Annotated in this window: 26 protein-coding genes; 2 read left to right on the forward strand and 24 right to left on the reverse strand. The window is 69.9% G+C overall.

Annotated features, from left to right (window positions below; genetic code table 11):
- Positions 1–37: 37 nt before the first annotated feature.
- Entirely contained in the window at positions 38–994 is a 957-nt protein-coding gene (gene coaA, locus V2S66_RS07510; RefSeq protein ID WP_330793732.1) for a type I pantothenate kinase, read from the forward strand.
- A 56-nt stretch (positions 995–1,050) separates the two neighbouring features.
- Here coaA and glmM read toward each other — a convergent pair whose 3' ends face one another.
- From glmM to V2S66_RS07530, 4 genes are all read right to left on the reverse strand, one after another.
- On the reverse strand, positions 1,051–2,409 hold the full coding sequence (glmM, locus tag V2S66_RS07515; protein ID WP_330793733.1) for a phosphoglucosamine mutase: 1,359 nt from the start codon (positions 2,407–2,409) through the stop codon (positions 1,051–1,053).
- Between the two features lie 300 nt (positions 2,410–2,709).
- A complete protein-coding gene (rpsI, locus tag V2S66_RS07520; protein WP_330793734.1) occupies positions 2,710–3,225 on the reverse strand; it encodes a 30S ribosomal protein S9 in 516 nt (171 codons plus the stop codon).
- A 39-nt stretch (positions 3,226–3,264) separates the two neighbouring features.
- Positions 3,265–3,708, reverse strand: a complete 444-nt coding sequence (rplM, locus tag V2S66_RS07525; RefSeq protein WP_330793735.1) for a 50S ribosomal protein L13 — start codon at positions 3,706–3,708, stop codon at positions 3,265–3,267.
- 279 nt (positions 3,709–3,987) lie between these two features.
- Positions 3,988–5,610, reverse strand: a complete 1,623-nt coding sequence (locus V2S66_RS07530; protein ID WP_330793736.1) for an ABC-F family ATP-binding cassette domain-containing protein — start codon at positions 5,608–5,610, stop codon at positions 3,988–3,990.
- Positions 5,611–5,772: 162 nt separating this feature from the next.
- Between V2S66_RS07530 and V2S66_RS07535 the strand changes: the two genes are divergently transcribed.
- The gene (locus V2S66_RS07535; RefSeq protein WP_330793737.1) at positions 5,773–7,356 is read left to right on the forward strand and encodes a hypothetical protein; all 1,584 of its coding nucleotides are present in this window, start codon (positions 5,773–5,775) and stop codon (positions 7,354–7,356) included.
- A gap of 39 nt (positions 7,357–7,395) precedes the next feature.
- Here V2S66_RS07535 and truA read toward each other — a convergent pair whose 3' ends face one another.
- From truA to rplX, 20 genes are all read right to left on the reverse strand, one after another.
- The gene (gene truA, locus V2S66_RS07540; RefSeq protein ID WP_330793738.1) at positions 7,396–8,241 is read right to left on the reverse strand and encodes a tRNA pseudouridine(38-40) synthase TruA; all 846 of its coding nucleotides are present in this window, start codon (positions 8,239–8,241) and stop codon (positions 7,396–7,398) included.
- An 89-nt stretch (positions 8,242–8,330) separates the two neighbouring features.
- A complete protein-coding gene (gene rplQ / locus V2S66_RS07545) occupies positions 8,331–8,867 on the reverse strand; it encodes a 50S ribosomal protein L17 (protein WP_330793739.1) in 537 nt (178 codons plus the stop codon).
- Positions 8,868–8,979: 112 nt separating this feature from the next.
- Positions 8,980–10,002 carry a DNA-directed RNA polymerase subunit alpha gene (locus V2S66_RS07550; protein ID WP_033177813.1) on the reverse strand — a complete coding sequence of 341 codons (1,023 nt, stop codon included), beginning with the start codon at positions 10,000–10,002 and terminating at the stop codon, positions 8,980–8,982.
- Between the two features lie 133 nt (positions 10,003–10,135).
- A complete protein-coding gene (gene rpsD / locus V2S66_RS07555) occupies positions 10,136–10,762 on the reverse strand; it encodes a 30S ribosomal protein S4 (RefSeq protein ID WP_330793740.1) in 627 nt (208 codons plus the stop codon).
- A 26-nt stretch (positions 10,763–10,788) separates the two neighbouring features.
- Positions 10,789–11,193, reverse strand: coding sequence for a 30S ribosomal protein S11 (gene rpsK / locus V2S66_RS07560; RefSeq protein WP_037912406.1), 405 nt, complete (start codon positions 11,191–11,193; stop codon positions 10,789–10,791).
- A 73-nt stretch (positions 11,194–11,266) separates the two neighbouring features.
- A complete protein-coding gene (gene rpsM, locus V2S66_RS07565) occupies positions 11,267–11,647 on the reverse strand; it encodes a 30S ribosomal protein S13 (protein WP_330793741.1) in 381 nt (126 codons plus the stop codon).
- Between the two features lie 183 nt (positions 11,648–11,830).
- On the reverse strand, positions 11,831–11,944 hold the full coding sequence (gene rpmJ, locus V2S66_RS07570; protein ID WP_003956441.1) for a 50S ribosomal protein L36: 114 nt from the start codon (positions 11,942–11,944) through the stop codon (positions 11,831–11,833).
- A 28-nt stretch (positions 11,945–11,972) separates the two neighbouring features.
- The gene (infA, locus tag V2S66_RS07575) at positions 11,973–12,194 is read right to left on the reverse strand and encodes a translation initiation factor IF-1 (RefSeq protein ID WP_003956442.1); all 222 of its coding nucleotides are present in this window, start codon (positions 12,192–12,194) and stop codon (positions 11,973–11,975) included.
- A 135-nt stretch (positions 12,195–12,329) separates the two neighbouring features.
- Positions 12,330–13,166: a type I methionyl aminopeptidase gene (gene map, locus V2S66_RS07580; protein ID WP_330793742.1), complete on the reverse strand. Its 837-nt coding sequence runs from the start codon at positions 13,164–13,166 to the stop codon at positions 12,330–12,332.
- 128 nt (positions 13,167–13,294) lie between these two features.
- A complete protein-coding gene (locus V2S66_RS07585; protein ID WP_330793743.1) occupies positions 13,295–13,954 on the reverse strand; it encodes an adenylate kinase in 660 nt (219 codons plus the stop codon).
- Positions 13,954–15,270 (reverse strand): preprotein translocase subunit SecY, encoded by a 1,317-nt coding sequence (gene secY, locus V2S66_RS07590; RefSeq protein WP_330793744.1) that lies wholly within the window; start codon positions 15,268–15,270, stop codon positions 13,954–13,956. The genes V2S66_RS07585 and secY overlap by 1 nt, the downstream gene beginning before the upstream one ends.
- Before the next feature lie 192 nt (positions 15,271–15,462).
- On the reverse strand, positions 15,463–15,915 hold the full coding sequence (rplO, locus tag V2S66_RS07595) for a 50S ribosomal protein L15 (protein ID WP_413966324.1): 453 nt from the start codon (positions 15,913–15,915) through the stop codon (positions 15,463–15,465).
- 2 nt (positions 15,916–15,917) lie between these two features.
- Entirely contained in the window at positions 15,918–16,100 is a 183-nt protein-coding gene (rpmD, locus tag V2S66_RS07600) for a 50S ribosomal protein L30 (RefSeq protein ID WP_031524772.1), read from the reverse strand.
- The gene (gene rpsE, locus V2S66_RS07605) at positions 16,100–16,705 is read right to left on the reverse strand and encodes a 30S ribosomal protein S5 (protein ID WP_031524774.1); all 606 of its coding nucleotides are present in this window, start codon (positions 16,703–16,705) and stop codon (positions 16,100–16,102) included. The genes rpmD and rpsE overlap by 1 nt, the downstream gene beginning before the upstream one ends.
- Positions 16,706–16,757: 52 nt before the next feature.
- Complete coding sequence (rplR, locus tag V2S66_RS07610) at positions 16,758–17,141, reverse strand: 50S ribosomal protein L18 (RefSeq protein WP_330793745.1); 384 nt, start codon at positions 17,139–17,141, stop codon at positions 16,758–16,760.
- Between the two features lie 2 nt (positions 17,142–17,143).
- Positions 17,144–17,683: a 50S ribosomal protein L6 gene (gene rplF, locus V2S66_RS07615; protein WP_330793746.1), complete on the reverse strand. Its 540-nt coding sequence runs from the start codon at positions 17,681–17,683 to the stop codon at positions 17,144–17,146.
- Between the two features lie 21 nt (positions 17,684–17,704).
- Positions 17,705–18,103 carry a 30S ribosomal protein S8 gene (rpsH, locus tag V2S66_RS07620; RefSeq protein ID WP_093713219.1) on the reverse strand — a complete coding sequence of 133 codons (399 nt, stop codon included), beginning with the start codon at positions 18,101–18,103 and terminating at the stop codon, positions 17,705–17,707.
- Between the two features lie 226 nt (positions 18,104–18,329).
- On the reverse strand, positions 18,330–18,515 hold the full coding sequence (locus tag V2S66_RS07625; RefSeq protein WP_030890724.1) for a type Z 30S ribosomal protein S14: 186 nt from the start codon (positions 18,513–18,515) through the stop codon (positions 18,330–18,332).
- 3 nt (positions 18,516–18,518) lie between these two features.
- Positions 18,519–19,079 carry a 50S ribosomal protein L5 gene (gene rplE, locus V2S66_RS07630; protein ID WP_330793747.1) on the reverse strand — a complete coding sequence of 187 codons (561 nt, stop codon included), beginning with the start codon at positions 19,077–19,079 and terminating at the stop codon, positions 18,519–18,521.
- Entirely contained in the window at positions 19,079–19,402 is a 324-nt protein-coding gene (gene rplX, locus V2S66_RS07635; protein ID WP_330793748.1) for a 50S ribosomal protein L24, read from the reverse strand. Before rplX ends, rplE begins: the two co-directional genes overlap by 1 nt.
- Between the last annotated feature and the right edge of the window lie 3 nt (positions 19,403–19,405).

Genomic DNA, 19,405 nt, shown 5'->3' on the forward strand with positions numbered 1-19,405 from the left:
GCGGGAAAGCAGGGCGCCGCGGCAGCACAATGGGCGCGTGCCGACGCCGACCACCGCCCCCGCCAGCCCGTACGTCGACCTCACCCGGGAGCAGTGGAGCGCGCTGCGCGAGCGCACCCCGCTGCCGCTGACCGCCGACGAGGTGGAGCGGCTGCGCGGCCTCGGCGACGTGGTCGACCTGGACGAGGTGGTGGACGTCTACCTGCCGCTGTCCCGGCTGCTCAACCTGTACGTGCGCGCGCACAGCGGCCTGCGCGGCGCGCTCAACACCTTCCTCGGCGAGGGCGCGCAGCCGGGCACGCCGTTCGTCATCGGGGTGGCGGGCAGCGTCGCGGTGGGCAAGTCCACCACCGCGCGGCTGCTCCAGGCGCTGCTGGCCCGCTGGCCCGAGCACCCGAGGGTCGAGCTGGTCACCACCGACGGCTTCCTGTGGCCCAACGCCGAGCTTCACCGGCGCGGCCTGATGTCCCGCAAGGGCTTCCCCGAGTCCTACGACCGGCGCGCCCTGACCCGCTTCGTCGCCGACGTCAAGGCCGGCCGCCCCGAGGTCACCGCACCGGTGTACTCGCACCTGATCTACGACATCGTGCCCGGCGAGCGGCTGACCGTGCGCCGCCCGGACATCCTCATCGTGGAGGGCCTGAACGTGCTGCAGCCGGCGCTGCCCGGCAAGGACGGCCTGACCCGGATCGGCCTGGCCGACCACTTCGACTTCAGCGTGTACGTGGACGCCCGCACCGAGGACATCGAGCAGTGGTACCTCGGCCGCTTCCGCAAGCTGCGGCAGACCGCGTTCCAGGACCCGGACTCGTACTTCCGCAAGTACACCCAGGTGCCGGAGGACGAGGCGCTGGAGTACGCCCGGCTGATGTGGCGCACCGTCAACCGGCCGAACCTCCAGCAGAACGTGCTGCCGACCCGAAGCCGGGCCACGCTGGTGCTCCGCAAGGGCGCGCGGCACAAGGTGCAGCGGCTCAGCCTGCGCAAGCTCTGACGCGGGGCGCCGGCGGCCCGGCACCGGGCGGCCGGCGCCCCGCGTCAGCCCCGGCCTCAGCCCAGGGTGGACTTCACGACGTCCGCGAGACGGCCCGCCACCGAGCGGGCGTGGTCGATGTCGGCGGCCTCGACCATCACACGGACCAGCGGCTCGGTGCCGGAGGAGCGCAGCAGCACCCGCCCGGTGGAGCCGAGTTCGGCCTCGGCGTCGACGACCGCGGCGATCAGCTCGGGGCTGGTCGTCACCCGGCTCTTGTCGACGTCCGGCACGTTGATCAGCACCTGCGGCAGCCGGTCCATCACCGCGGCCAGGTCGGCGAGCGTCCGCTGCGTCGACGCGACGCGGGCGGCCAGCAGCAGCCCGGTCAGCGTGCCGTCGCCGGTGGTGGCGTGGTCCAGCACGATGACGTGGCCGGACTGCTCGCCGCCGAGCGCGTAGCCGTGCTCCTTCATGGACTCCAGCACGTAGCGGTCGCCGACCGCGGTCTGCACCAGCTGGATGCCCTCGCGCTCCATCGCCAGCTTGAAGCCGAGGTTGGACATCACGGTGCCGACCACGGTGTTCTCCCGCAGCGCGCCGCGCTCGCGCAGCGACAGCGCGAGGATGGCGAGGATCTGGTCGCCGTCCACCTCGGCGCCGGTGGCGTCCACCGCCAGGCAGCGGTCCGCGTCGCCGTCGTGCGCGACGCCGAAGTCCGCGCCGTGCTCGACCACGGCGGCCTTGAGCAGGCCGAGGTGGGTGGAGCCGCAGCCGTCGTTGATGTTCAGGCCGTCGGGCTGGGCGCCGATGGTGATCACCTGCGCGCCGGCCCGGGAGAACGCCTCGGGCGAGACCCGGGACGCCGCGCCGTGCGCCTCGTCGAGGACGATCTTCAGGCCGTCGAGGCGGTTGGGCAGCACCGCGACGAGGTGGGCCACGTACTGGTCGAAGCCCTCGTCGTAGTCCTTGACCCGGCCGACGCCGGCGCCGGTCGGGCGGGTCCACGGGGCGCCGGTGCGGTGCTCCTCGTAGATCTTCTCGATCCGGTCCTCCAGCTCGTCGTCGAGCTTGTGGCCGCCGCGGGCGAGGAACTTGACACCGTTGTCCGGCATGGAGTTGTGGCTCGCGGACAGCATCACGCCGAGGTCGGCGCCCAGCGCGCCGGTGAGATACGCCACGGCTGGAGTGGGCAGCACACCGACCCGCAGGACGTCCACGCCCGCGCTCGCGAGGCCCGCCACGACGGCGGCCTCCAGGAACTCGCCCGAGGCCCGGGGGTCGCGGCCCACGACGGCCACCGGCCGGTGTCCCGCGAAGCTGCCCGCCTCGGCCAGTACGTGCGCCGCCGCGACCGACAGGCCGAGCGCCAGCTCAGCGGTCAGGTCGGCGTTGGCCACACCGCGCACCCCGTCGGTGCCGAAGAGTCGTCCCACAGTCATTTCCTCCGATTGGTGCCGTGGGCCGGCCGTCCCGTGCCGTGCCCGTCTCGCCTCGTGCCGGTCCACCGGTACGAACTGCCGCCGTCCGGCGCCGTGTGGCGCCGGCTGGTTGACGCCGGGGCCGGCCGATGGGTGGTACGACTGCGCGGTACGACCGACATCGACTGGTATACGCCCTGGAGCCGGTAAGACGAACGCCCCGGAGGCACCAGTGTGTCTCCGAGGCGTTCGATGCGCCGGGGCGGGAACCGGCCGATGTCGTGGAGTCCCATCGGCCGGCCCCGCCGGAGCGGCTTAGCGCTTGCTGAACTGAGGCGCCTTGCGGGCCTTCTTCAGACCGGCCTTCTTCCGCTCGACCGCGCGGTCGTCACGGGTCAGGAAGCCGGCCTTCTTCAGCGGGCCGCGGTTGTTGTCCACGTCCGCCTCGTTGAGGGCACGGGCCACGCCCAGGCGGAGCGCACCGGCCTGGCCGGAGATGCCGCCGCCGCTGATGCGGGCGACGACGTCGTAGCGGTTGTCGAGCTCGAGCACCTTGAAGGGCTCGTTGACTTCCTGCTGGTGCACCTTGTTCGGGAAGTAGCCCTCGAGGGTGCGGCCGTTGATCTTCCACTTGCCGGAGCCCGGAACGATCCGGACGCGGGCGATGGACTGCTTGCGGCGGCCGGTGCCGGCGGCCGGCTGCGGGTCGCCGAAGCGCGAGGCGAGCGACTCGGAGGTGTACTCCCCCTCGACGGCCTCGGACTCGAAGGTCGTGATCTCGTCGTAGGACTCTTCGCCCTCGACGGGGGTCTCGGCGGTGGTCTCAGCCACGATTCTCCTCAGATTCTTTCTGGTAGCTGGTGGCCGGGACTACTGCGCGACCTGGGTGATCTCGAACGGGACCGGCTGCTGAGCGCCGTGCGGGTGCTGGTCACCCGCGTAGACCTTCAGCTTCGAGAGCATCTGACGGCCCAGGGTGTTCTTGGGGATCATGCCCTTGACGGCCTTCTCGATGGCCTTCTCCGGGCTCTTCGCGAGCAGCTCGTCGTAGCGCACCGAACGCAGACCGCCCGGGTACCCGGAGTGGCGGTAGGCCATCTTCTGGGTCTTCTTGTTCCCGGTCAGGTGCACCTTGTCGGCGTTGATGATGATGACGAAGTCACCCGTGTCGACGTGGGGCGCGTAGATGGGCTTGTGCTTGCCCCGCAGGAGGTTGGCGGCCGTAGTGGCCAGACGGCCCAGGACAACGTCCTGCGCGTCGATGACGTGCCACTGGCGCTGGACATCGCCGGGCTTGGGGCTGAACGTACGCACGGTCGTAGCCTTCGCTTCTTCTCAGTAGGTGTTCCCCCGGGTCCGCGAGGATCACGGGGAAGGGGTCCTGACAAGGCCACCCGGACGATCACGACAGCCGTGGCGGCGCACGGGGACGCAACCCGTTCGCCTGCCGCTGGTCATCGGCCCGGTGGACCGGCGTAAGGGCCCCTCACGTGAGATAGAGCAAGCCAATACGCATAACGAACCGTAAGAGTACCGTTCGGCCCCCGCACGGGTCAAAACGCCTGCCCCGGCCGCCACCCGCCCGGCGCGCCCTCAGCGGTCGCGCCGCACCCGCCGCTCGTCCCAGACCGGCTCGCTCGTCTCCCGTACCAGCCCGTCGGAGCCGAAGACGAGATAGCGGTCGAAGGAGCGGGCGAACCAGCGGTCGTGGGTGACCGCGAGCACCGTGCCGTCGTAGGACTCCAGGCCCTCCTGGAGGGCCTCCGCGCTCTCCAGGTCGAGGTTGTCGGTGGGCTCGTCGAGCAGCAGCGCGGTGGTGCCCTGGAGCTCCATCAGGAGGATCTGGAACCTGGCCTGCTGGCCGCCGGAGAGCTTGTCGAACGGCTGGTCGCCCTGCCGCTCCAGCTCGTAGCGGCGCAGCACGGACATGGCGCGGCCGCGGTCACGGGCGTGCTCGCTCCACAGGATGTCGACGAGCGTGCGGCCGAGCAGCTCCGGGTGCGCGTGGGTCTGCGCGAAGTGGCCGGGCACCACCCGCGCGCCGAGCTTGTACGAGCCGGTGTGCGCGACGCTGTCGTCCCCGGCCAGCAGCCGCAGGAAGTGCGACTTGCCGGAGCCGTTGGAGCCGAGCACCGCGACCCGCTCGCCGTAGTACACCTCCAGGTCGAAGGGCTGCATCAGGCCGGTCAGTTCGAGCTTCTCGCAGGTCACCGCGCGGACCCCGGTACGGCCGCCCTGCAGCCGCATCCTGATGTCCTGCTCGCGCGGCGGCTCCTGCGGGGCGCCCGCGTCCTCGAAGCGGCGCAGCCGGGTCTGGGCGGCGTGGTAGCGCGACGCCATGTCGGGGCTGATGGCGGCCTGCTGGCGCAGCCGCAGCACCATCGCCTTGAGCTTGGCGTGCTCCTCCTCCCAGCGGCGGCGCAGCTCCTCGAAGCGGGCGAAGCGCTCCTTGCGCGCCTCGTGGAAGGTGTCGAAGCCGCCGCCGTGCACCCACACCGTGGACCCGGCCGGGCCGGTCTCCACGCTGACGATCTTCTCCGCGCTGCGGGCGAGCAGCTCGCGGTCGTGGCTGACGAACAGCACGGTCTTCTTGGTCTGCGCGATCTGCTCCTCCAGCCAGCGCTTGCCGGGGACGTCCAGGTAGTTGTCCGGCTCGTCCAGCAGCAGCACCTCGTCGGGGCCGCGCAGCAGCGCCTCCAGGACCAGCCGTTTCTGCTCGCCGCCGGACAGCGTCCTGACCTCGCGCCACTGCGCCCGCTCGTACGGGACGCCGAGCGCGGCGACCGTGCACATGTCCCAGAGCGTCTCGGCCTCGTAGCCGTGCGCCTCCGCCCAGTCGCCGAGCGCGTGCGCGTACGCCATCTGGGCCGGCTCGTCGTCCTGCGCCATGATCGCCAGCTCGGCGGCGTCGACGGCCTTGGCGGCCGCCTGGATGCGCGGGTGCGCCACGGAGACCAGCAGGTCCCGTACGGTGCGGTCGTCGCGGACGCTGCCCACGAACTGCCGCATCACGCCGAGGCCGCCGCTGACCGTGACCGAGCCGCCGTGCGGGGCGATCTCGCCGGAGATCAGGCGCAGCAAGGTGGTCTTGCCCGCGCCGTTCGGCCCGACCAGGGCGACGGCGGCGCCTTCGCCGACCCGGAACGAGACGTCGCCGAGCAGCGCCCGCCCGTCCGGCAGGTAGTACTCGAGGTGCGCTGCTTCGACATGTCCCATACCGGCGATTGTCCCTGCCCGGCGCGATGCGGCCCAACCCGTTTTCCCCCGGGTGCGCGCCCGGCGCGGTCCGGCGGCGGACGGCCGGCGGTCAGCGGGCGGGGTACGGGTGTTCAGCCATCGCGATAGGTGAAGGCGCGAGGCGTCACTATGATGCGCGACATGACTGAAGGGCCCGGGCAGCAGCCCCCGCAGGAACCCCGTGACGGCGCCTCCGACGGCGGACGCGAGGTCCTGGAGGGGCTGGTCATTCCCTCACGACGCCAGCCGCGCCACGCGACGCACCACGATCCGCGCCGCGACTACGCCGCGCCGCAGGACGCCTCCGGCGGCGAGCAGCCGGACGCGGCCGCGCCCGGGGCCGGGCCGGCCTGGAGCCCGGAGTCCGCCGCCGCGACCGGCCAGGGCGGCCAGCAGCCGCCCGCGTCGGACCCGCCGCGGACCGCCAAGGGCCTCCCCACCCGCCAGCCGAGCGGCAACCCGCCGCAGATCGCCCAGGCCGCCCGGCCCGCGCCGGGCGGGCAGGACGCGTGGGGCGCAGGCGCCCCGCAGGCACAGGCACCGGGCACACCCGGCCCGACCGGGCCGCAGTCACCCCTCGGCCAGCGCCCGCCGGGCACTCCCGGCGCGCAGGACGCGTGGGGCGCAGGCGCCCCGCAGGCCCAGGCACCGAGCACACCCGGCAGCCGGCCGCACCCCGGCCCGACCGGGCCGCAACCACCCCTCGGCCAGCGCCCGCCGGGCACTCCCGGCGCGCAGGACGCCTGGGGCGCAGGCGCCCCGCAGGCACAGGCACCGAGCACACCCGGCCCGACCGGGCCGCAGCCGCCGCTCGGGCAGCGCGCGCCGGGGGGACGCGGGTCGCGGGGGCGGACGGCGGGGCGGGCCGGACGCGGCGCGGAAGGGGCGGAGGCGGCCGGGATTGCGTTCCGGCGGGAGCCGGACGGCGGCGGGACACCCGACTGGGGCGCGCTGGCCGCCGAGCAGGAGGCGTCGGGCCGGCGCCGTCGCAAGGTGATGATGCTGACCGGCGCGATCGTCGCCGTCGCGGTGATCGCCGGGGGCGTCGCGACCGCCGTCGTGCTGTCCGGCAAGAGCAGCTCCGACACCGCGATCGACAAGCCGTCCTCGTCCACCGGCGGCTCCGCGACCCAGGCGTCGCTGCCGCCGCAGCCGTCGTTCTCCTCGGTGGCGCCGCCGCCGCCGGCGAACCCGGTCGACTACATCGGGACGGCCGCCAAGGACAAGGCGCCGCTCACCCCGGGCAGCCTCTTCCCCGGCAAGCAGTTCCTGATGGACGGCCGGGTCTATGTGAAGACCGCCGCGGCCGGCACGACGTCGTGCGCGAGCGGCGCACGCTCCGCGGTCGCCCAGGCGCTCGCCGCCAACGGCTGCCGCAAGCTGATCCGCACCACGTACACCAGCGGCGGCGTCGCCGTCACCGTGGGCGTGGCGGTCTTCGACGACACCGCGCACGCCACGAAGCTGAAGACGGTGGCGCAGTACCTCGCCCCGCTCAACGGCGGCGGCGTCCACGACTTCTGCCACGCGGTGGCCTGCCGGATGACCTCGAACTCGATCGGCCGCTACGCCTACTTCGCCATCGCCGGGCTGAAGGACGGCAAGACGATCACCGCCAGCGACAAGGTGGCCCTGCTCGGCGCGAACGACGCGTCGAACTTCGCCTTCCAGCGGATCATCCAGCGCGGCAGGGACGCGGCGGCCGCCGACCCGAGCCGCCGCTGAGCGCGGCGGCGCGCGCCGCCGCTCAGGGGCAGCCGCCGCTCAGGGGCAGCCGGGCAGCGTCCGCTTGTTGCGGGCCTCCCGGGTGCGGGCGGCCAGCTGGTCGTCCGCGGGGTAGCCGACCTCCTCAAGGGTCAGGCCGTGCGGGCGGACCACGTTGACCGCGGAGTGCCGGACCCGCCCGGCCAGCACCTCGCCGGGGAAGCCGGGCGGCCGGTGGCCGTCGCCGACCAGGATCATCGCGCCGACCAGCGCGCGGACCATGTTGTGGCAGAAGGCGTCGGCCCGCACGGTCGCCACCGCGAGCCCGTCGGGGGTGCGCTCCCAGTGCAGGTCGATCAGGGTGCGGATGGTGGTCGCGCCCTCACGCTTCTTGCAGTAGGCGGCGAAGTCGTGCTCGCCCAGCAGCAGCTTCGCGGCGGCGTTCATCGCGTCCACGTCGACCGGGCGGTCGTGCCACAGGACGTGGCCGCGCAGCAGCGGGTCCACCCCGCCGGGGTGGTCGCCGACGCGGTAGGCGTAGCGGCGCCAGATCGCCGCGAACCGGGCGTGGAAACCGGCCGGCGCCTGCCGGACCTCCCAGACCCGCACGTCCCACGGCAGCCGGCCGGCGAGCCGGCGGCGCAGCCGGGCGCCCTCGTCCTCCCAGGCCGCGGCCGGCAGGTCGACGTGCGCGACCTGGCCGCGGGCGTGCACGCCGGCGTCGGTGCGGCCCGCCACGGTCAGCTCCACCGGGTCCGGCAGCCGCAGCACCGTCTGGATCGCGGACTCCAGCTCGCCCTGCACGGTCCGCCTGCTGCGCTGCTTCGCCCAGCCGGAGAACCCGGCCCCGTCGTACGCGAGGTCCAGCCTGACCCGTACGAAGCCGGGCGCGGGGTCGTCGCTCACAGGTGGTTCCTCGCTCTTCGCTCGTTCTCGGATACGGAAGCGGGCCCGCACCCCAAGGGGTACGGGCCCGTCCGGCGGTCTCAGGACGCTCAGGCGTCCTTGGACTCCTCGTCCGCGTCGGCGGGGACGGCGTCCTCGACGACCTCGGGCTTGGCGTCCTCGACCGCGTCGTCCTTCTTGACGTCGGCCTTGGCCTCGTCACCGGCGCGGTCCTTGGCGGAACGCTTGGTCGCGGCCTCGGCCTCGCCCACGGCGTTCTGCTGCACGGTCAGCGCCTCGACCAGCTCGATGACCGCCATCGGGGCGTTGTCGCCGCGACGGCCGCCGATCTTGGTGATCCGGGTGTAACCGCCGGGGCGGTTCTCGTACCGCGGCGCGATCTCGGTGAAGAGCGTGTGCACGATGCTCTTGTCGGTGATCTGCTGCAGCACCTGGCGACGGTTGTGGATGTCGCCCTTCTTCGCCTTGGTGATCAGGCGCTCCGCGACCGGGCGCAGCCGGCGCGCCTTGGCCTCGGTGGTGGTGATGCGGCCGTGCTCGAAGAGCGACTTCGCGAGGTTCGCGAGGAGCAGCTTCTCGTGCGCGGCGCTGCCGCCCAGACGGGCACCCTTGGCGGGCTGAGGCATGGTCTTTCTCCTTCTTCGCTGCACCGGCCGTGTCAGGTACCGATGTCAGTGCGAACCGGCGGCCGCCGGTTCGTGGGGGTCCGGCGTGGGGTGAGCCACGCCGGAAGGCGTGCTAGTACTGCTCGGTCTCGACGAAGCCCGCGTCCACGTCGTCGTCGGCGCCGAAGGCGTCCGCGGCGGCGGTGGGGTCGAATCCGGGCGGGCTGTCCTTGAGGGCCAGGCCCATGCCGGCCAGCTTCGCCTTGACCTCGTCGATCGACTTCGCGCCGAAGTTGCGGATGTCGAGGAGGTCCGCCTCGGAGCGGGCCACCAGCTCGCCCACCGAGTGGATGCCCTCGCGCTTGAGGCAGTTGTAGGAGCGGACCGTGAGCTCCAGCTCCTCGATCGGCAGGGCGAGGTCCGCGGCCAGGGCGGCGTCCGTGGGGGACGGGCCCATGTCGATGCCCTCGGCGTCGACGTTCAGCTCGCGGGCCAGGCCGAACAGCTCGACCAGGGTCTTGCCGGCCGACGCCATGGCGTCACGTGGCCGCATGGCCTGCTTGGTCTCGACGTCGACGATCAGCTTGTCGAAGTCGGTGCGCTGCTCGACACGGGTCGCCTCGACCTTGTAGGTGACCTTGAGCACCGGGCTGTAGATGGAGTCGACCGGGATGCGGCCGATCTCCTGGCCCTGCTGCTTGTTCTGCACCGCGGAGACGTAGCCGCGACCGCGCTCGACGGTCAGCTCCATCTCCAGCTTGCCCTTGGCGTTCAGGGTGGCCAGCACCAGGTCGGGGTTGTGCACCTCGACACCGGCCGGCGGCGCGATGTCCGCGGCGGTGACGACACCCGGGCCCTGCTTGCGCAGGTACATCACGACCGGCTCGTCGTGCTCCGAGGAGACGACGAGCTGCTTGATGTTGAGGATGACGTCGGTGACGTCCTCCTTGACGCCCGGCACGGTGGTGAACTCGTGCAGGACCCCGTCGACGCGGATGGACGTGACCGCCGCACCCGGGATCGAGGAGAGGAGGGTACGGCGCAGGGAGTTGCCGAGGGTGTAGCCGAAGCCGGGCTCCAGCGGCTCGATCACGAACCGGGAGCGGAATTCGTCGACGACCTCTTCGGTCAACGAGGGACGCTGAGCGATCAGCATGAGTCTGGTTCCTTCAGTCGTGGGCGCCCGCTATTTGACGCCCCCTGTACTACGAGGGTACGGGCGGCACGGCGCGAACCCGGAATCCGGTTCCGCGGCGCGTACCGCCCGTGACCGCTGAGCTGCCGCCCGACTACTTCGAGTAGAGCTCGACGATCAGCTGCTCCTGCACCTGGGTGTCGATCACCTGGCGCTCGGGCAGGCTGTGCACGAGGATCCGCAGCTGTCCGGCGTTGGACTCGAGCCACGCGGGCACGGTCTTGTCGCCGGCCTCGCCCTGGGCCACCTGGAAGGGGGTCAGGGTGCGGGAGGACTCGCGGACCTCGACGATGTCGTTCACGGACACGCGGGCCGACGGGATGTCGGTCTTGCGGCCGTTCACGGTGATGTGTCCGTGACGCACCAGCTGACGGGCGTGGTCGCGGGACTTGGCGAAGCCGGCCCGGTACACCACGTTGTCGAGGCGGGTCTCAAGGATGCGCAGAAGGTTCTCACCGGTCTTGCCGGACTTCTGGTTCGCTTCCTTGTAGTAGTTCACGAACTGCTTCTCGAGGACACCGTAGATCCGCGCGCACTTCTGCTTCTCACGCAGCTGAAGCAGGTACTCGCTGTCCTTGGTGCGCCCGCGTCCGTGCTCACCCGGGGGGTAAGGACGGATCTCGATCGGGCACTTCGCGCTCTCGCACTTAGCTCCCTTGAGGAAGAGCTTCTGCTTCTCCCGACGGCATCGCTTGCAGTCGGCCCCGGTATAACGCGCCATTGTCTCAGTTCTCCTGTATCAGCTGGTCAGACGCGGCGGCGCTTCGGCGGGCGGCAGCCGTTGTGCGGGGTCGGGGTGACGTCCTGGATGGACCCGACCTCCAGGCCGGTGGCCTGGAGGGAGCGGATCGCGGTCTCACGGCCGGAGCCGGGACCCTTGACGAAGACGTCCACCTTGCGCATGCCGTGCTCCTGCGCCCGGCGGGCGGCCGACTCGGCGGCCATCTGCGCGGCGAAGGGGGTGGACTTGCGCGAGCCCTTGAAGCCGACGTGGCCGGCGGAGGCCCAGGAGATCACGTTGCCCTGCGGGTCGGTGATCGAGACGATGGTGTTGTTGAACGTGCTCTTGATGTGGGCGTGCCCATGAGCGACGTTCTTCTTTTCCTTGCGGCGCACCTTCTTGGCTGCGCCCTGACGGCCCTTAGGAGGCATGTCCTGGTTTCTCCCGGTGGAGGTGGTCGGTCCTACAGCGAAGACCGCTTATGTTGCGTCGTCCCGCTGAGGACTACTTCTTGCCCGGCTTCTTCTTGCCGGCGATGGCGCGACGCGGGCCCTTACGGGTGCGGGCGTTGGTGTGCGTGCGCTGGCCGTGGACCGGCAGGCCCCGGCGGTGGCGCAGACCCTGGTAGCAGCCGATCTCGACCTTGCGGCGGATGTCGGCCTGGACCTCGCGACGGAGGTCGCCCTCGGTCTTGAAGTTCGCGTCGACGTACTCGCGGAGCTTCACGAGGTCTTCCTCGGAAAGGTCGCGGACGCGGGTGTCCGGGTTCACACCGGTCTCCGCGAGCACCTGCTTCGAGAGCGAGCGCCCGATGCCGAAGACGTAGGTGAGGGCGATCTCCACGCGCTTCTCACGCGGGAGGTCAACGCCTGAAAGGCGTGCCATTTTCTTGGCTCCAAGTGGTTGGCGGAGGTCTTCCGCAGCGCCGGTTCCCGGCCGCCGTATGAGGTACGGACGGGTCCCCGGCCTCCACCGGGGGTGTCGTCGCCCTCTGTGGGCGACGGGTGCTGCGTATGTGCTCTGTGTGCGTCGCGCGAAGTTCTGCGAGGAGCAGGTGGTCGGCGTGCGTCAGCCCTGGCGCTGCTTGTGGCGCAGGTTGTCGCAGATGACCATGACCCGGCCGTGGCGGCGGATCACCTTGCACTTGTCGCAGATCTTCTTGACGCTCGGCTTGACCTTCATGGGTCTCAGGTTCTCCGGGTCTTGAGATCTACTTGTATCGGTAGACGATCCGTCCGCGCGTCAGGTCGTAGGGAGACAGCTCCACCACGACCCGGTCATCCGGGAGGATGCGGATGTAGTGCATCCGCATCTTGCCGCTGATGTGCGCGAGGACCTTGTGACCGTTCTGCAGCTCCACCTTGAACATCGCGTTCGGCAGAGACTCGATCACGGTGCCTTCGATTTCGATGGCGCCTTGCTTTTTGGCCATGTCCTGCTTTCGGGATCGGCTACCGGGGTCGGCTCCGGACATGCCGGAAGACACGCGGGGCCGACGTATGAGTCTACGGCAAGCCCTCCCGAAAGACGAATCGGGGAGCATGCCCACACTCGGTGATCGTTAAGCTCAGGCCAGCGGGTCGGGAGCGGCGGTGACGCCCAGCTCGGCGAGCTTGGCCCTGCCGCAGTCCGGGGCGGTCAGCACCAGCGGGCCCTTCTCGGTGAGCGCGATGGTGTGCTCCCAGTGCGACGACCACGAGCCGTCGTCGGACTTGACCGTCCACTCGTCCTCGAGGACGTGGGTGTGCGGGGAGCCGAGGGTGACCATCGGCTCGATCGCCAGGCACACCCCGGGCACCAGCTTGATGCCGCGGCCGCGCTTCTTGGTGACGTAGTTCAGCAGGTGCGGGTCCATGTGCATCTCGGTGCCGATGCCGTGGCCGCCGTAGTCCTCGACGATGCCGTACCGGCCGGCCGGCGGACGCGGCTGGCGGCGGATGTACGACTCGACGGCCCGGGAGATGTCCTCCAGCCGGTTGCCCTTGCGGAAGGCGGCGATGCCCGCCCACATGGACTCCTCGGTGACCCGGCTCAGCTCGATCAGCTCGTCGGCGTGGCCGCTGCCGACGAAGCAGGTGAAGGCGGCGTCGCCGTGCCAGCCGTCGACGATCGCACCGGCGTCGATGGCGATGACGTCGCCGTCCTTGAGCACCGTGGCCCGGTCCGGGATGCCGTGCACGACGACGTCGTTGACCGAGGTGCAGATGTTGCCGGGGAAGCCGCCGTAGCCGAGGAAGTTCGGCTTGGCGCCGTGGTCGGCGATCACCTTGGCGGCGACCTCGTCCAGGTCCTTGGTGGTCGCGCCGGGGACCGCGGCCGCCCGGGTCGCCTCGTGGATCGCCGCGACGACCAGCCCGGCCTCGCGCATCTTGGCGATCTGCTCGGGGGTCTTGATCTCCACCATCGCGGCTGACGCCTTCCTCGTGTCGGTTGTGCCCGTTCAACGATACGGCCGTGGCGCCCCTGAGGGCACCACGGCCGATTGCCGTACCGGGGCCGCGTCGCGCGGGCGCGGCCGGGGTGGCGCTGGTGTTACCGCCGCTCGCCGGCCCGCAGCGCCTCCATGGCGCGCGCGGTCACGTCGGCGACCGCGCCGAGCGCGGAGATCGTCTGCACCAGGCCCTGCTGCTTGTAGTAGTCGATGATCGGCTCGGTCTTGCTGTGGTACTCCTCCAGCCGGACCCGGACCTTCTCCGCGGTGTCGTCCGCGCGCTGGTACAGCTCGCCGCCGCAGACGTCGCAGACGCCCTCGGCCTGCGGCGGGCTGTAGTCGACGTGGAAGAGGTGCTTGTCGTTGTTGCGGCACAGCCGGCGGCCGGCGATCCGCTTGACGACCTCGTCCTCGGGGACCTCGAGGTCCAGGACCGCGTCGAGCCCGATGCCCGCGTCGGTCAGGAAGACGTCGAGCGCCTCGGCCTGGCCGACGTTCCGCGGGAAGCCGTCCAGCAGGAAGCCGTTCTCGGCGTCGGACTGCTGCATCCGGTCGGTGGCCATCCCGATGGTGATCTCGTCCGGCACGAGCAGGCCCGCGTCCGTGTACTCCTTGGCCTTGCGGCCAAGCTCCGTGCCCTGGCTGATGTTGGCGCGGAACAGGTCGCCCGTGGAGATGTGCGGGATCGACAGGTTCTTGGCGAGGAACGCGGCCTGCGTACCCTTGCCGGCGCCGGGCGGCCCGACCAGGACGATTCGCATCAGCGGAGGAACCCTTCGTAGTTACGCTGCTGGAGCTGGCTCTCGATCTGCTTCACGGTCTCCAGGCCCACACCCACGATGATCAGGATGCTGGTGCCGCCCAGCGGGAAGTTGCCGTTGCTCCCGTTGAAGATCGCGATGGCGACCGTCGGAACGAGGGCGATGAGACCCAGGTACAGCGAGCCCGGCCACGTGATGCGGTTGAGCACGTAACTGAGGTATTCCGCGGTGGGACGACCGGCCCGGATACCCGGGATGAACCCACCATACTTCTTCATATTGTCGGCGACCTCTTCGGGGTTGAAGGAGATCGCGACGTAGAAGAAGGCGAAGAAGACGATCAGCAGGAAGTAGGCGGCCATGTAGATCGGGTGGTCGCCCTTGGTGAAGTTGCGGCTGATCCACTGCGCCCAGCCGGACGTCGATCCGGAGAACTGGACGATCAGCGCCGGGATGTAGAGCAGCGACGAGGCGAAGATGACCGGGATCACACCCGCCTGGTTGACCTTCAGCGGGATGTACGTCGAGGTGCCGCCGTAGGACCGCCGGCCGATCATGCGCTTCGCGTACTGCACCGGGATGCGGCGCTGCGCCTGTTCGACGAAGACCACCAGGCCGACCATCGCCAGGCCGACCGCGATGACCGCCAGGAACTCCACCCAGCCGCCGGCGATCTTGCCGGAGACCTTGATCGCCCACAGCGAGCCGGGGAAGCCGGCCGCGATGGAGACGAACATCAGGATGGACATGCCGTTGCCGATGCCCTTGTCGGTGATCAGCTCGCCGAGCCACATGATCATCACGGTGCCCGCGGTCATGCACGTGACCATGGTCACCGTGGTGAAGATCGACTGGTTGGGCACGATCTGGTCGGTCTGGTTACACGTGGAGAAGAGGCTGCCGGAGCGGGCGGTGGCCACCAGGCCGGTGCCCTGCAGGACGGCGAGCGCCACCGTCAGGTAGCGGGTGTACTGGGTGATCTTCGTGGTGCCGGCCTGGCCCTCCTTCTTGAGGGCTTCCAGCCGCGGGATCACCACGGTGAGCAGCTGGAGGATGATGCTGGCCGTGATGTACGGCATGATCCCGAGCGCGAAGATGGTGAGCTGCAGCAGCGCGCCGCCGCTGAACATGTTCACCAGACCGAAGAGGCTGTTGTTGCCCTTCGTCTGCTTCACGCACTCGTTGACCACCGTGTAGTCGATACCTGGCACCGGAACGTGCGCGCCGAGCCGGTACACCACCACGATGGCCAGCGTGAAGAGCAGCTTCTTGCGCAGGTCGGGCGTCCTGAACGCCCGGGCGAACGCGGTGAGCACGGTGCCTCCTGCACCCCCCGCGCAGGGCGGAAGGACGGTCTGATGAGGTTCGGGAAGAGAGCAGCGTCAGCCACCATACCGGCGAGGCGGCCCCACCGGGAATGACCAACCAGGAAAGGAAAGTCATAGGAAGAGAACGACCGGGGATGCCCCCACGTACTGGGCATCCCCGGTCGGGTGTCGCATCCGGGCTCAGACGAGCTCGGTGACACTGCCACCGGCAGCGGCGATCTTCTCCTTGGCGGAGCCGGAGGCCGCGTCAACGGTCACCTGCAGCGCCACGGAGACCTCGCCGGTGCCGAGCACCTTGACGAGCTGGTTCTTGCGCACGGCACCCTTGGCGACCAGGTCGGCCACGGTGACCTCGCCACCCTCGGGGTAGAGGGTGGCGAGCTTGTCCAGGTTGACGACCTGGTACTCGGTGCGGAACGGGTTCTTGAAGCCCTTGAGCTTCGGCAGCCGCATGTGGAGGGGCATCTGCCCGCCCTCGAAGCGTGCCGGAACCTGGTAGCGGGCCTTGGTGCCCTTGGTGCCACGACCGGCCGTCTTGCCCTTGGAGCCCTCACCGCGACCCACACGGGTCTTCGCGGTCTTGGCGCCAGGAGCAGGACGCAGGTTGTGGATCTTGATCGGGTTGTCACCCATGATCAGTCGACCTCCTCAACCGTGACGAGGTGGCGGACGGTGTGGACCATGCCGCGGATCTCCGGGCGGTCCTCCTTGACCACGACGTCGTGCAGGCGCTTGAGCCCGAGCGAACGCAGGGTGTCACGGTGGTTCTGCTTGCTGCCGATGTAGGACTTGGTCTGCGTGACCTTCAGGCGCGCCATCACACACCCACTCCGGCACGGGCCCGCAGCAGGGCGGCGGGCGCGACGTCCTCGATCGGCAGGCCGCGGCGGGCGGCGATCTCCTCGGGCCGCTGAAGGCCCTGGAGAGCGGCCACCGTGGCGTGCACGATGTTGATCGCGTTGTCCGAGCCGAGGCTCTTGGACAGCACGTCGTGGATGCCCGCGCACTCCAGCACGGCGCGCACCGGGCCACCGGCGATGACGCCGGTACCGGGGGAAGCCGGCTTGAGCAGGACGACGCCCGCGGCCTTCTCACCCTGGATGGGGTGCGGGATGGTGCCCTGGATACGGGGGACCTTGAAGAAGTGCTTCTTGGCCTCCTCCACACCCTTGGCGATGGCGGCCGGCACCTCCTTGGCCTTGCCGTAACCGACACCCACGGTGCCGTCACCGTCGCCCACCACGACCAGCGCGGTGAAGCTGAAGCGACGACCACCCTTCACAACCTTGGCGACGCGATTGATCGCGACGACCCGCTCGACGTAGGCGGTCTTCTCGGCCTGCTGGCCACCGTCCCGCCGGTCCTTACGGTCCCGTCGCTCGCCGCCACCGGCACCGCTTCCGCGGCGCTGGGGTCCAGCCATTGGAATTACCTCTCGATCTCTTCGGCGTTTCTCCGCTAGCTAACGGAACCGGCTAGAAATTCAGACCGGCTTCGCGGGCGGCGTCCGCCAGGGCGGCGATGCGCCCCGCGTACTGGTTGCCGCCACGGTCGAACACGACAGCGTCGACGCCCTTGGCCTTCGCACGCTCGGCCACGAGCTGGCCGACCTGCTTCGCCTTGGCGCTCTTGTCGCCTTCGCCGCCGCGGATGGACGCGTCGAGGGTCGACGCGGACGCGAGCGTGTGGCCTGCCAGGTCGTCGATGACCTGGGCCACGATGCCGCGGTTGGAACGCGTCACGACCAGGCGCGGACGCTCGGCCGTCCCGGAGATCCGCTTGCGGACCCGGATGTGACGGCGCTTGAGCGCCGCTCCCTTGTACGCCTTGCCCTTGGCGATCTTCACACCGTATGCCATGGCTACTTACCAGCCTTTCCGACCTTGCGGCGGATGACTTCGCCGGCGTACTTGACGCCCTTGGCCTTGTACGGGTCGGGCTTGCGCAGCTTGCGGATGTTCGCGGCGACCTCGCCGACCTTCTGCTTGTCGATGCCCTCGACCGAGAACTTGGTCGGGGACTCGACCTTGAAGGAGATCCCGTCAGGTGCCTCGACGAGGATCGGGTGGCTGTAGCCCAGCGCGAACTCCAGGTTGGAGCCCTTCGCCTGGACGCGGTAGCCGACACCGCTGATCTCGAGCGCCTTGCTGTAGCCCGCGGTCACGCCGGTGATCATGTTCGCCACCAGCGTGCGGGACAGGCCGTGCAGGGCCTTCGAGACACGCTCGTCGTTCGGGCGGGTGACGAGCAGCGTGCCGTCCCCGTCCTTCGCGATCTCGATCGGCGCGGCGACGGTGTGGGTGAGAGAGCCCTTGGGGCCCTTCACCGCGACCGTGCGGCCGTCGATGGTGACGTCCACTCCGGCGGGAACCGAGATGGGCAGCTTGCCGATGCGCGACATTGCTATACCTCGCTTTCCCGGTTACCAGACGTAGGCGAGGACTTCCCCACCCACGCCCTTCTTCTGCGCCTGCTGGCCGGTGAGCAGCCCGTGGGACGTGGAGATGATCGCCACGCCCAGGCCGCCGAGCACCTTCGGCAGGTTGGTGGACTTTGCGTAAACCCGAAGACCCGGCTTGCTGATCCGCTTGATGCCGGCGATCGAGCGCTCGCGGTTGGGGCCGAACTTCAGCTCCAGGACGAGGTTCTTGCCGACCTCGGCGTCCTCGACCTTCCAGCCGGTGATGTAGCCCTCCTGCTGGAGGATCTCCGCGATGTGCGACTTGATCTTGCTGAACGGCATCACGACGTCGTCGTGGTACGCCGAGTTCGCGTTGCGCAGACGGGTGAGCATGTCTGCGATGGGGTCGGTCATGGTCATGAGTTGGCCCTGGGCCTCTCTCGCCGGGGTTTCCTGGTGCAGGGTCCCTCTCCCCGAGAGGTACTCGCCGTGGCGGGTACGTCGGGACGGGTGCGATGCGGTGGACCTACGGCGTAGTAAGTCGATGCGGGCGGCGAGCGCCCAACCCTTCTACCTTACGGGATGAAAGGCTGGGGTCTCGCCGGCCATCTGCTTACCGAGAGCTTCCGGGAGTCCCTTGTCGGGACTACCAGGAGCTCTTGGTCACGCCCGGCAGCTCGCCGCGGTGGGCCATCTCACGAAGGCACACACGGCACAGGCCGAACTTGCGGTAGACGGAGTGCGGCCGGCCACAGCGCTGGCAGCGGTTGTAGGCGCGCACAGCGAACTTGGGCTTGCGAGCGGCCTTGGCAATGAGAGCCTTCTTCGCCACGGCTCACGCCTCCTTGAACGGGAAGCCGAGGTGACGAAGGAGCGCACGGCCCTCAGCGTCGTTGGTCGCCGTGGTGACCACGGTGATGTCCATACCCCGGACGCGGTCGATCTTGTCCTGGTCGATCTCGTGGAACATGACCTGCTCCGTGAGACCGAAGGTGTAGTTGCCGCGGCCGTCGAACTGCTTGGGGGACAGGCCCCGGAAGTCGCGGATGCGCGGCAGCGCCAGCGACAGCAGTCGGTCGAGGAACTCCCACATGCGGTCACCGCGGAGGGTGACGTGGGCGCCGATCGGCTGACCCTCGCGCAGCTTGAACTGCGCGATCGACTTGCGGGCCTTGGTGATCTGCGGCTTCTGGCCGGTGATCGTGGCGAGGTCGCGGATGGCGCCCTCGATCAGCTTGGAGTCGCGGGCGGCGTCGCCCACACCCATGTTGACCACGATCTTGGTGAGACCGGGGATCTGCATGACGTTCTCGTACTTGAACTCGTCACGCAGCTTGCCCGCGATCTCCTCGCGGTAGCGCGCCTTCAGACGCGGTGCCGTAGTGGTGGCAGTCATCAGATGTCCTCACCGGTCCGCTTGGCAACGCGGATCTTGTTGCCCTCGTCGTCGAAGCGGTAGCCGACGCGGGTCACGACCTTCTTGCCGTCCTTCTCAACAACCAGCTGCACGTTGCTGATGTGGATCGGCGCCTCGGTGGTGATGATGCCGCCGGTCTTGGAACCGCGGTCGGTCTGACCGGCCTTGGTGTGCTTCTTGACCCGGTTGACACCCTCGACCAGGACGCGGTCCTCGCGGGGGAAGGCCACGATGACCTTGCCCTGCTTGCCCTTGTCCTTACCGGTGATGACCTGGACCAGGTCGCCCTTCTTGATCTTCATCGG

Origin of the sequence: Actinacidiphila polyblastidii, from assembly GCF_036353415.1 — a bacterium.
Taxonomy (GTDB): Bacteria; Actinomycetota; Actinomycetes; order Streptomycetales; family Streptomycetaceae; genus Actinacidiphila; species Actinacidiphila polyblastidii.

Bases quoted from the DNA above. Each gene is read 5' to 3' on its own strand.
- rplO (WP_413966324.1), bottom strand. From the start codon at position 15,915: ATGGGTGACAACCCGATCAAGATCCACAACCTGCGTCCTGCTCCTGGC.
- rpsE (WP_031524774.1), bottom strand. From the start codon at position 16,705: ATGGCTGGACCCCAGCGCCGCGGAAGCGGTGCCGGTGGCGGCGAGCGA.
- rpmJ (WP_003956441.1), bottom strand. From the start codon at position 11,944: ATGAAGGTCAAGCCGAGCGTCAAGAAGATCTGCGACAAGTGCAAGGTG.
- map (WP_330793742.1), bottom strand. From the start codon at position 13,166: ATGGTGGAGATCAAGACCCCCGAGCAGATCGCCAAGATGCGCGAGGCC.
- rplR (WP_330793745.1), bottom strand. From the start codon at position 17,141: ATGGCATACGGTGTGAAGATCGCCAAGGGCAAGGCGTACAAGGGAGCG.
- rpsM (WP_330793741.1), bottom strand. From the start codon at position 11,647: ATGGCACGCCTTTCAGGCGTTGACCTCCCGCGTGAGAAGCGCGTGGAG.
- rplE (WP_330793747.1), bottom strand. From the start codon at position 19,079: ATGACTGCCACCACTACGGCACCGCGTCTGAAGGCGCGCTACCGCGAG.
- rpsD (WP_330793740.1), bottom strand. From the start codon at position 10,762: ATGGCGCGTTATACCGGGGCCGACTGCAAGCGATGCCGTCGGGAGAAG.
- V2S66_RS07530 (WP_330793736.1), bottom strand. From the start codon at position 5,610: ATGGGACATGTCGAAGCAGCGCACCTCGAGTACTACCTGCCGGACGGG.
- rpsH (WP_093713219.1), bottom strand. From the start codon at position 18,103: ATGACCATGACCGACCCCATCGCAGACATGCTCACCCGTCTGCGCAAC.
- rplQ (WP_330793739.1), bottom strand. From the start codon at position 8,867: ATGCCTCAGCCCGCCAAGGGTGCCCGTCTGGGCGGCAGCGCCGCGCAC.
- V2S66_RS07585 (WP_330793743.1), bottom strand. From the start codon at position 13,954: ATGCGAATCGTCCTGGTCGGGCCGCCCGGCGCCGGCAAGGGTACGCAG.
- V2S66_RS07535 (WP_330793737.1), top strand. From the start codon at position 5,773: ATGACTGAAGGGCCCGGGCAGCAGCCCCCGCAGGAACCCCGTGACGGC.
- infA (WP_003956442.1), bottom strand. From the start codon at position 12,194: ATGGCCAAAAAGCAAGGCGCCATCGAAATCGAAGGCACCGTGATCGAG.
- rplF (WP_330793746.1), bottom strand. From the start codon at position 17,683: ATGTCGCGCATCGGCAAGCTGCCCATCTCGGTTCCCGCCGGAGTGGAC.
- rplX (WP_330793748.1), bottom strand. From the start codon at position 19,402: ATGAAGATCAAGAAGGGCGACCTGGTCCAGGTCATCACCGGTAAGGAC.
- rpsK (WP_037912406.1), bottom strand. From the start codon at position 11,193: ATGCCTCCTAAGGGCCGTCAGGGCGCAGCCAAGAAGGTGCGCCGCAAG.
- rpmD (WP_031524772.1), bottom strand. From the start codon at position 16,100: ATGGCGCGCCTGAAGGTCACGCAGACCAAGTCCTACATCGGCAGCAAG.
- V2S66_RS07550 (WP_033177813.1), bottom strand. From the start codon at position 10,002: ATGCTGATCGCTCAGCGTCCCTCGTTGACCGAAGAGGTCGTCGACGAA.